The sequence below is a fragment of the Mycobacterium sp. genome (assembly GCF_052144515.1).
GTDB lineage: Bacteria > Actinomycetota > Actinomycetes > Mycobacteriales > Mycobacteriaceae > Mycobacterium.
Window position 1 is genome coordinate 1 of the sequence record NZ_JBKQQD010000332.1, and the last position, 7,554, is coordinate 7,554.

Below are 7,554 nucleotides of genomic sequence, written 5' to 3' on the forward strand. Positions count from 1 at the left end.
GACGGCAATGCTGTCGCCGTCGCTGCCGTCGGGAACCAGCGTGCGATCCAGGACGGACGGGATCGCGATGTAGAACGGCAGTTCGTCGGCGAGTACGCCGCGCTTGATGCCGGCCATCAGCCGTTGCACGTAGTCGACGCTTGGCGCGAAGCTAAGCCCGGCGAGCTGATCGTCGGTCACGTCGTGTCCGGGGAAGGTGGGACGGCGGCTGACCGCGAAGTCAGCTTTGAAGTGGCTGACGCCGCTGGCGAGCACCTGCATCTTGGCGACCTGCGCCTGCACCTTCGGCGGCACCGCGTCAGGCTCGAGCAGCCGGGTGAAGAGGGATGTCGGATCGATCGCGGCGACCACCTCCTTCGCCAGGATCTCCTCCCCACCCTGGAGTTGGACGCCGCGGGCCTTGCCGGCGTGGTGCAGGATTCGCTCGACGGGCGCGGACGCGCGGATCTCGCCGCCCGACGCGCGCACGCAGGCCGCGAGCGCATCGACGAATGCCCCTGCGCCGCCGACTGGCCGGTGCAGGGGGACCAGGTGCAGGAGCGCGAAGTACGCGAGTATCGACGTGTTCATGGGCTCGTCGAGCGGCCGAAAGCTCCCGGTCGCGACGTTCATCGCGATGAACGCCTTCATCTCATCGCGCTCGAAGTCATCCATGATCTCCAACGGCGTCTGAAGCAGGATGCGGGTTCCGGGGAGCAGGTGCCGCCGCTGCTTCCGCGCACGCCGGGCCAGCTCCAGGACCGTGCGCGCGCTCGGACGCGTGGGATGGTCTGCCAGGTAAGGGATCCCGGCGTCGGCGCAGGCCATCAGCGTGGTCATGAGCTCCCGGTAGGTCTCGGCGTCCTTCTTCGACAGTCGCGCGATCGACTCACAGGTCTTGGTCAGGTCGCGGTAGAGCGAGAACTGGGTGCCCTGGGGGCTGAGGTAGGTGTTGTGCGGGTCCGGCAGTGTCCACCTCAATCCGTACCGCGACAACTCGAGCTCGTCGACGATCGATGGCTTGAGCTGGACGAACGGGAACTCGAAACCGAACGTGTTCATCCGGAATCCCGGCGCACCCGGAACGTCCCCGCTCACGACGAAGCCACCGAGCTCGGCATTCGCCTCAAGCACCAGCACCCGCCGGCCCGCTCGGGACAGATAGGCCGCACACGTCAATCCATTGTGGCCACCACCCACAATGACCACGTCGTACAAGGGGTCCTCCTGGTCGGTAACAAAAACCTGTCACTCACCCCAACTAAGGGAACGACGACTCTTTAGTTCTGACATAACATGCCTGAAAATAGGCCGAAGATCAACAGTTGGGGTACGGTACTCCTTCTCGTCGCCGGCTCAGGTCTTGCGTCCGCAGCTTGCAGCGCGTGATCACCAGCGAGATCGCCGAGGCTGTTGATCGCGAGGCGCGGGCGGATATTCCGGCTGAGAGTCCGCCTCTCATCCGGGACGTACTGTCCCGCACGCATAGCGCCAGGCCGCTGCCCGTGGCGAACGGGCCACCTCATGCGGACCCACTGAACCGAATTCCCAAGCTGAATAGGGCGGTTCGATTCCCGTCATCGCTCCTCAGCGGCGCCTGGGCTTCGACCTTTTCTGGGTGTGGCATTCAGTCACCGTGTGACAGGCGAACATCGGTGTGAACGCTTGGCGGCGCTGCTACACCGCGACAAAACGCGATCGCGGCGCACGCAGCTGGTCCGCCAGTTCCGCCGCCGCACGTTCGCCCGACACCGTGGCGGTGCACATATTCGACGATGACCGAAACACCCCGGCCAACTGGATACGAGAGGTGACGGCTGCCTGCCGGGCCTGGAACTGCCCAAGTTCCTTGTACAGCCCGGGCCTGCTGTAGACGATGACCTCGTTCCAGCGGGCGATTCGCGTGTAGTCCACGGTGTCGGTGACACCGGGGATCAACTTTTCCATCCTTCGCAGGATTTGGGTGCGGATGGTGTCGTCATCCTCGTCGATGATCTGTTCGGCGAATTCAGTCATCGTCAGGATGTCGAGCAGACCGTGGCCCTCCGGTGCGCGGCCGGGCGCCTTGTTGTGCTCGCAGGTGAAGCCCATCAGATCGGGATCGACTGGTTCGGGAATGTTGATCACGGACGCCACGATGCCTTTGGGTTTGCGGGTGACACCGGTGTTCATCACCACGCACTTGGTGTAACGCAGACCGCGCAGGAACGCCTCCGAAGCCGCGTCGAAATGGCCGGGTACGAGGTCGGGAATGGTATCGCCGCGGGCGGTAATTACCGCGCCTGAGCCGGACTCGGTGTGGGTGACGCCATCTGCGCCCGTCCAGGTGACGGTCACCCCGTCGGTGTTCTCCCTGATCTCTTGCACCGTGGTGCCCAGCCGGATGTCCATGCCTTCGGAGAGGCGATCGACGTAGGTCGAGTATCCCTCGCGGAATGCGTACAGCTTGCTGCCCAGGATGTTGTAGAGCATGAAGAACAGCTCTAGGTTCGAGATGGCGTCGCCGCGCACACCCAGCACTCCGCGCACCGTCGAGTTGATGACGTAGTCGTAGACCTCCCCGGACAGGCCGAGGTGCAGTGAGCAGTATTCACGCGGTGTCATGGTGTCGAATGCCGAAGCGCGAGAGAGGTCTTCGTAGTTGAGCAGCTTACTCGCCCGGGTCGCGTCGACACCGAAACGGGCCATGAGCGCCTTGGACTTCAGGGACACCAGCGGCGTCTTGAGGACGTCGAGAAACAGTATCCGAGCGCAGGTTGTAGATGGTGTCATCGCGCGCGAAGCCGATGATCGACCCGGCTGGGATCAGGTCGGGACCGCTACCGATCTCGTTGGCGAGTTTGACCACGGGCTCGTAGGCACTCGGCAAGATGGTGGCGCCCTCCTCCATGAGGTAACCCTGTTCGCGGTGGGTGTGGATCATGCCACCGGTGCGGTCGCGCTTCTCCAAAACGACAGCCGGAATCCCTTGAGCCCGTAATCGATACGCTGCGGTGAGGCCGGATGGCCCGGCACCGACGATGAAGACCGGTCCGCGATCAGCAAGTCCGTCGTTGGCGTTGGCTGTCATCTCTTCGCTCTCTTTCTCGGGGACTTTTCGGTTACGACGAGGGAGGGCAGCACGAAGTCTGTGACGAGCGCCCTTTCGGCGTCGGCATCGAGATCCTCGCGCAGAATCAACATCAGGTAGACGCCACGCAGCCACTCGACGACACGGTCGTCGCTGACTTCAGGCCGGATCTCGCCGCGCTCGCGGGCACGCCGCAGCATTGGGCCGAGGACATCCAAAACGATTCCCTGCATGGAGGATTCGTGGCCGGTGATCAACCGGTGCAGGGAAACCGTTGCGGTGGTGTCCAGCAGGTGGCGCAATTCCGGATCGGAGCGGGCCGCGTCCACCGTGGCGATCGAGGTCTCCAGCAGCAGCTCGACAAACCGGGCGTCGCGGTCCGCGATCGGCCGGATGCCCTCGCCGAGTTCGCGCAGCCTGGTCACGATCGCGGCTTCGGTGATCTCCCGCCGGGTCAGGCCGAGCCGGTAGACACCCGTGCGCCCGATACCTGATTCCTTGGCGATGTCATGCATCGTGGTCCGGTCCACGCCGTTGCGGGCGAAACAGCGCCGAGCAGCGGCGATTACCCGCTCCGGGAGGGCAGGTTCCTCATTTTCGGTAAGCATGGCGACCATCTAACCGCCTCCGGTTACGCCGCTGTTTTGGGTATGTTTCAGCTGATTCAAATACTGGTTGGGGCACAAAGGTTTTCCGGGTTGCCCGCAGTAGATACTCCCCTGTTGGTAGGACGGCAGCACCGGGATGCTGTTCACGTCGCCGCTCATCGCTATCCAGTCGTTGGGTATCTGGTAGGCCACCAGGGTGGTGAAGCCCGCCCAGCCACACACCGCCAGGGTGGACAGCAGCGTCTTGATCCAGGGGCTCACAGTCAGCGTGTCGACGTCACGGTCTACCGCGCAACGCCCGTTCGCGTCGCGTCCGTCGCGCAACCACGTGAACATCAAGCAATAGGACGAAATGAACAGCAGCTCGGTCAGCGGTAGCCGGTGGGTGGTGCCCGCCCACAAGGTCAGCGCGTTCGGCGAAGACACGTAGGTGTAGACGCCCGTTCGGTTCCATACCGTAGCCAGGCACCCGAAGACCACCATGAAAGTCACCAGCACGACCGCGTAAAGACCGACCGTGCTCAGTCGCGGGAGCCTCCTGCGTAAGGCGTCCAAGTAGGCACATCCCACAATGGCGGCGCCCACTCCCAACCAAATGTAGGCGGGCATGCACCAGCCCAGGCTCCATGCCCATCGGTCGCCCTGAGGTGCGGCGAACCCCGGGAGCTGCCGGGCCCAGGTGCCCAAGTTCAGCGAATGAGCGTTCATCGCCCATGTCGGGTTGAACATCTGGCACAACACGTCGAGAACCGATGCGAAAAATCCGCCCAGAAACAGCTTTCCGTCCAAGGTGACGGTCCGCTGACGGTACGCCGGCCGCAACAGCGTGAACCAGAACAGTACTGCGAACACCGAGAGGCTGATCACCTCCGTCAACCGAATGACCCACCCGAAGGAGTACGGATCGGGCCCGGGATCCACGGGTGTGGCCTGCGGGGAGAACAACCACCTGGCCCAGCAGGTCACCGCCAGTCCCACCAGCGCCAGGCCCAAAGCGGCCCAGAGCCATACCTTGCCGGACGGCCGCGCAGGCTTGGTGCTCACCGCATCCGTGTCTCGGATGACCACAACCGCATCGACGCCGGCACCCATCACTGGAACATAACACATGGAACGCTCAGCGTACTTCGTTCCAATGTCGTACATTGACCCCGATGAGTAACCAGACCGCACCGATCGCCGAGCAGCCGAATCTTCTGCACATGGTCAGCTCGCCGAACACCTTCTTTTCGACGGGTAACGTCGCCGAGGCGGCTCCCGGCGTGCACACGCCGCTGGGCTGGAGTATCTGGGGCGGCCTGACCGAGCAGGTGCTATCCGAGGTCGTCGTCACCCTTGGCGCGTGGTCACGCCCACCTGACGTGTCCGATGTCAACCGGCGATTCGGCTGCATCTTCTACGGACGATACGCAGCCAACGTCAACACGTTTCGCGCCTTCGGCGATCGGATGCCCGGCACCTCGGGCGACGCGGTGGAGACCCAATTCTTTGGCGCCAAGATGTCGCAAGAACGCAATCATCCAGTGCGCCAACGGTATCCGATCGTCGCAGCGAAGATGCCATGGAATGTGGTCCAGACTCCGCGCCAGGTCGCCGCTTACCGGGCAGACAACTACACGTGGTGGACGGACCAGGTCTGTGACCGTTCACCCACCGGGGTGGCCGAAGGTGTCGCGGTGCTTTCCGAAGCCAGCCGGCGCTACATCCCGGTGATGCGTGCGCACTGCATCGTCACGCTCCTGGCCCAGGCCTTCTATGACCAACTCGCCAAGCTGTGCGCCGCCGCCGGGTTGGAGGGCGGAGAACGGGCTCTGGTGAGTGGGTACGGCGGTATGGAGGAGTCGGCCGTGATCGCCGACGTGCGCGAGCTGGCCAGTGGGCAGCTCACCGAGGAGGAGTTCGTCCGCCGACACGGCTACCACGGCCGCGGCGAGGGCGACGTGTCGAGCCGCTCCTGGCGCGAGGACCTCACGCCGATCCGCGTATTAGCCGAGTCGTACCGCAAGTCTGGGGCCGATCCATTGGCCAATGCGGCGTCCACCCGAACTGCACGGCAATCGGCCGAACGCGAACTGCGAGCATGCCTCCCGTGGTCGCGCCGGCCGCTGGTAGCGCCCACGCTGGCGCTGACGCGCCGGTTCGTGCTGGGCCGCGAGGTCGGTAAGGCGGGGTTCCTGTTGGCCATGGATGGGATGCGTGCCGGTGCCCGAGCCGTCGGCGCGTCGTTGGCTGCTGAGGGTGTGCTTGACGATGCCGAGGATGTGTTCTTCCTGACCCTCGACGAACTGGTCGCCAACCCACGCGTCGAGCGCGATGCCGTTATCGCCGAGCGCCGCGCGCTCTACACCCGTTACCGGAGCTTGGACTTGCCGCCCACCTGGCAAGGCAACCCCGCACCGATACCGTTGGAAGGCTGCGACGAACCGCGCGAACGCGTCGACATCGTCTCGGGCATGGGTGTCAGCCCCGGAATAGCCGAAGGCACGGTGCGGGTCGTCCACGACGCCGACAGCGACCAGGCCGATGATTTCGAACCCGGCGACATCCTGGTGTGCCGCATCACCGACCCGTCGTGGGCTCCGCTGTTGTCGGTTGCCGCAGCGGTCGTCATCGACATCGGCGGGTCGCTGTCCCACGGCGCCATCGTTGCTCGTGAACTCGGAATCCCTTGTGTCATCAATACTGTGGACGGCAGCCGCACGTTGCGCACAGGCGACCGAGTGACCGTCGACGGCGGCGCGGGCTCGGTACGGGTGCAGCTACGGTAGTGGGCGGCGGGCAATCTCTTTCGCAGCGGCCGGGTCGAGGCCGAAACCGCGCAGCATCATCTCCGCGCCGCGCGACTCTGTCTTCCGACCCGGCGGGACGCGGCCGGCCAAAATCGCCCGAATGGCGGCCAACGCCGCCCCTACGATCGAGGTAAGGGCCAGGTCTAGATCGTCGATGGCGAATCGATTAGATTTCCGGCCGCGGGACAGGGTCTCCATGGCCCAGGGTGTCACCGCGTCCTCGAAAATCGCATTAACGCGGTCGAGTTCGACGAGAACCCGCGCTAGTTCGGGTTCGTCTCGGCTGAAGCGGTGGAAACGCCGGTAAGACACCGATGCCGCCTCGGCGGGATCGGTGAACTCGAGCGCATCCGCGCCGATCCTTGCGGCCAGGCCGGCAAGCACCTCGGCCACGACGGCCTCGATGAGCGCGTCCTTGGATTCGAAATACGTGTAAAAGGTGCCGAAGCCGAGGTCGGCGAGATCGGTGACATCGCCAATTCGAAGGTCTGACACCCCATTCTCGGCGATCAGCCGGTGGGCTGCGGTCAGGAGCCGCTGCCGGGCTTCGGCCTTACGGCGATCGCGGCGTCCCATCGGGGCAGTAGACAGAGTCACGACAGCAGTATCGCATTCGATCTATGCCTCAATCTTGATTTTATAATCGAGTTCGATGAGGATCACAGGAATGACGGAAACCAACCTGCCCACCGAAGCCGACTACGTGGTCATCGGGGCCGGACACAATGGGTTGACCGCCGCGTGTTACCTGGCCCGCGCCGGGTTTCGCGTAGCCGTCCTGGAGGCGTCGCCCACCGTGGGCGGCATGACCTCCACCAATGCCACCCTGTCGAGCGCGCCAGGCCACTACTTCAACGAGGGCGCGATCCAGTTGACCGGAATCTTTCGGCTCTTTGGGGTCGCCGAGGACCTCGAGCTGCATAAGTACGGGCTGCAGCAGATCTCGGTGGACCCCGCACACGTCCAGTTGGCTCCGGACGGAAGCTCCCTGGCGATATGGAAGGACGCCAGTCGCACCGCCGACGAGCTGCGACGGTTCTCGCCGAAGGACGCTCGAGCTTGGCTGGACCTGGCCAACGCGCTGGCTCCGATCATGGACGTGGTCGTG

8 protein-coding genes are annotated in these 7,554 nt (G+C 64.3%); 2 read left to right on the forward strand and 6 right to left on the reverse strand.

The features are described from left to right. The 5 genes from ACLP9N_RS22170 to ACLP9N_RS22190 all read right to left on the reverse strand — a co-directional run. Positions 1-1,188, reverse strand: a 1,188-nt coding sequence (locus ACLP9N_RS22170) for a phytoene desaturase family protein (RefSeq protein ID WP_442409420.1), incomplete at its 3' end; no start/stop codon positions are given. A 468-nt stretch (positions 1,189-1,656) separates the two neighbouring features. Then, the gene (locus tag ACLP9N_RS22175) at positions 1,657-2,691 is read right to left on the reverse strand and encodes an FAD-dependent oxidoreductase (RefSeq protein WP_442409413.1); all 1,035 of its coding nucleotides are present in this window, start codon (positions 2,689-2,691) and stop codon (positions 1,657-1,659) included. Next, the gene (locus ACLP9N_RS22180; protein ID WP_442409414.1) at positions 2,630-3,049 is read right to left on the reverse strand and encodes an FAD-dependent oxidoreductase; all 420 of its coding nucleotides are present in this window, start codon (positions 3,047-3,049) and stop codon (positions 2,630-2,632) included. The genes ACLP9N_RS22175 and ACLP9N_RS22180 overlap by 62 nt, the downstream gene beginning before the upstream one ends. Next, entirely contained in the window at positions 3,046-3,657 is a 612-nt protein-coding gene (locus tag ACLP9N_RS22185) for a TetR/AcrR family transcriptional regulator (protein ID WP_442409415.1), read from the reverse strand. Before ACLP9N_RS22185 ends, ACLP9N_RS22180 begins: the two co-directional genes overlap by 4 nt. A gap of 9 nt (positions 3,658-3,666) precedes the next feature. Further along, the gene (locus ACLP9N_RS22190) at positions 3,667-4,767 is read right to left on the reverse strand and encodes a spirocyclase AveC family protein (RefSeq protein WP_442409416.1); all 1,101 of its coding nucleotides are present in this window, start codon (positions 4,765-4,767) and stop codon (positions 3,667-3,669) included. A 44-nt stretch (positions 4,768-4,811) separates the two neighbouring features. Here ACLP9N_RS22190 and ACLP9N_RS22195 point away from each other — a divergent pair, with 44 nt between their 5' ends. Beyond that, the gene (locus ACLP9N_RS22195; protein WP_442409417.1) at positions 4,812-6,425 is read left to right on the forward strand and encodes a PEP-utilizing enzyme; all 1,614 of its coding nucleotides are present in this window, start codon (positions 4,812-4,814) and stop codon (positions 6,423-6,425) included. On the opposite strand, the gene ACLP9N_RS22200 is transcribed toward ACLP9N_RS22195, so the two are convergent. Then, the gene (locus ACLP9N_RS22200; RefSeq protein WP_442409418.1) at positions 6,417-7,043 is read right to left on the reverse strand and encodes a TetR/AcrR family transcriptional regulator; all 627 of its coding nucleotides are present in this window, start codon (positions 7,041-7,043) and stop codon (positions 6,417-6,419) included. The genes ACLP9N_RS22195 and ACLP9N_RS22200 overlap by 9 nt on opposite strands. A 70-nt stretch (positions 7,044-7,113) precedes the next feature. Here ACLP9N_RS22200 and ACLP9N_RS22205 point away from each other — a divergent pair. Further along, on the forward strand, positions 7,114-7,554 hold a 441-nt coding region (locus tag ACLP9N_RS22205; protein WP_442409419.1), incomplete at its 3' end, for a phytoene desaturase family protein.

What these genes read in the sequence shown, in the direction of transcription:
- ACLP9N_RS22180 (WP_442409414.1), bottom strand. Translation starts at nt 3,049, where the DNA reads ATGACAGCCAACGCCAACGACGGACTTGCTGATCGCGGACCGGTCTTC.
- ACLP9N_RS22185 (WP_442409415.1), bottom strand. Translation starts at nt 3,657, where the DNA reads ATGCTTACCGAAAATGAGGAACCTGCCCTCCCGGAGCGGGTAATCGCC.
- ACLP9N_RS22190 (WP_442409416.1), bottom strand. Translation starts at nt 4,767, where the DNA reads ATGTGTTATGTTCCAGTGATGGGTGCCGGCGTCGATGCGGTTGTGGTC.
- ACLP9N_RS22195 (WP_442409417.1), top strand. Translation starts at nt 4,812, where the DNA reads ATGAGTAACCAGACCGCACCGATCGCCGAGCAGCCGAATCTTCTGCAC.